This window comes from Clostridium sp. D46t1_190503_E9 (assembly GCF_015555225.1).
Lineage (GTDB): Bacteria > Bacillota > Clostridia > Clostridiales > Clostridiaceae > Clostridium.
In genome coordinates, this window is sequence record NZ_JADNKB010000034.1 from 1 (window position 1) to 1461 (window position 1461).

The 1461-nt window shown below is 29.8% G+C and carries 1 protein-coding gene; it reads left to right on the forward strand.

Annotation, left to right across the window (positions count from 1 at the left end; translation table 11 throughout):
* The first annotated feature begins 93 nt into the window (after positions 1-93).
* On the forward strand, positions 94-1422 hold the full coding sequence (locus tag I2E83_RS17905; RefSeq protein WP_195431371.1) for an IS3 family transposase: 1329 nt from the start codon (positions 94-96) through the stop codon (positions 1420-1422).
* The last annotated feature ends 39 nt before the right edge of the window (positions 1423-1461 follow it).

Below are 1461 nucleotides of genomic sequence, written 5' to 3' on the forward strand. Positions count from 1 at the left end.
TAAACTGATACCTATAGACTAGACACTTAAATAAAAGGGTTTATGGCTATAGGTATTTTTTATATAATTAAATAAATAGATGGAGGTTGTTGAATGGGTAGATTTTTATTAACGAGAGAAGATATAGAAAAATTAAAGAAGAATAAATATGTAGCTAAAGTAAGTGAAACAACAATAACTTATACATTTGAGTTCAAAAGATTATTTATAGATGAATATATTTCTGGAAAACCAGCACGAAAAATTTTTGCTGAAAATGGATTTGATATAGCTATGATTGGAATTAAAAGAGTTGAAGAATCAGCTGCTAGATGGAAGAAAGCCTATGATAAAGGCGGTATTCTAGCTTTAGATAAAGCCACAAGAACTCCACGTTACCGCAATGTTAATCGCGAATTAACGAAAGAAGAAATTATAGAAAGACAAGAAGCTAAAATCAAGCTACTTGAAGCACAGGTAGAACTATTAAAAAAATTAGACGAGAAAGAAAGGTTGCTGATAAAGAAAAATAAAGAATTGAATACTAGCACTAAATTTGAATTAATAAAATCTACAATTGAAATGAATAATTTTAAAAGGTTAACAGGATATTTTTGCAAGATTTTAGATGTTTCACGCTCGGGATATTACAATTATATAAATTCAGCAGATATACGAAAGCAACGTGACAACCAAGACATATTTGCTAAAAATCTAATTTTAAAGGCTTTTAACCGACGTGGATACAAGAAAGGTTCTAGGTCTATTAAAATGATATTAGAAAATGAATATAATGCAATTTATAGCTTAAAAAAGATACAACGAATAATGAAAAAATATGAAATTATATGCCCACATAGAAAAGCTAATCCTTATAAAAAAATAGCAAAAGCAACTAAAGAACATAGAATTGTGCCAAATCTTTTAGAAAGAAATTTCAAGCAAAAAACTCCTGGTTTAGTTTTATTAACTGATATTACATATTTGCCATACGGCGAAAACGGTATGGCTTATTTGTCAACCATTCTAGATGCCTCAACAGGTGAAATATTAACTCATCATATGTCTAAGCGAATCACTCTGGATATAGCGACAGAAACAATATTAAAACTAAAAAAACAGAAGAAAGTAAAGTTAGCTGCTAATGCATTTATCCATTCTGACCAAGGATCACATTATACAAGTCCTATATTTCAAGCCTTACTGAAGGAAAACAACTTAGGACAATCTATGTCTCGCCGTGGAAACTGTTGGGATAACGCCCCGCAGGAATCGTTCTTTGGTCATTTGAAGGACTCTGTTAAATCTAAGAAGTGTAATTCATATGAAGAACTTAAAAGCAAAATTAATAAATATATAATTTATTATAATAACTACAGATATAAATGGGATCAAAAAAAGATGACCCCTGTTCAATACAGAAATCATCTTCTTTGTGCATAACCCTTTTTTTATAATGTCCTTGACATAGGTATCAGTTTA